We start from the raw sequence: 668 nt of genomic DNA on the forward strand, positions 1-668 counted from the left end.
CGTGTAGCGCTGGAGGATCTGTACCTCGTTGTAGTCCGGGCGGGCGCGCAGGACCTGCAGCAGTGCATGCAGCACCGCCCTGCCGACATCGTCCCGTTTGGGCGTACCGGTCGCCAGACGGTTCTTACGGCGCTCGGCCTCTGTCTCGGCATGGGCGTCGAGGCTGTGCTTCTGCCGCTTCGACATCCCCCTGCGAGACTTCCGGGCCGGGGATGTCCAACCGGGGCGACCGGAGGTGGGGATGGGAGTTTCGTTCTCGTCCGACATCGGGGTGCCTCCGTTTCAGAGGCCCCTCATTCATACCGGATCGACGCAAGACACAAACGGCCGAGCTACATCAGAGCTTTGGATGCCTCATCGGCTGACCCAGTTGTATCAGCGGATGATACCGGACCGGTCATCGGCTGACGCTCGAGCGTTAGGGATCCAACTCGCCATGACCGTCTAACGAGTTGCGATGCTGTCATGGTGACCCGCAGCCGGATCGGGTCCCGACACGAAAAAACACCCTAAGAGCGGGTGCTCCTAGGGTGTCGCCGACCTCGCGGCCAGTTTGATCGGGCTGGGGATCCGGAGGCCAACAAGTTGTCGGCACCTTTCGCGGCGGCGAGCGATGAGGAGGACCAACACCCTCGCCCGCCGCAACGTCTCCCGGCACAGGAGCCGGG

General features: G+C 64.2%; 1 protein-coding gene. It reads right to left on the bottom strand.

Features of this window, described 5'->3' with window-relative positions; all coding sequences use genetic code 11:
- Positions 1–186, bottom strand: a 186-nt coding sequence (locus tag MKK65_RS00415) for a hypothetical protein (RefSeq protein ID WP_243954338.1), incomplete at its 3' end; no start/stop codon positions are given.
- Positions 187–668: the final 482 nt, after the last annotated feature.

This window comes from Methylobacterium sp. J-001 (genome assembly GCF_022829565.1).
Classification (GTDB): Bacteria; Pseudomonadota; Alphaproteobacteria; order Rhizobiales; family Beijerinckiaceae; genus Methylobacterium.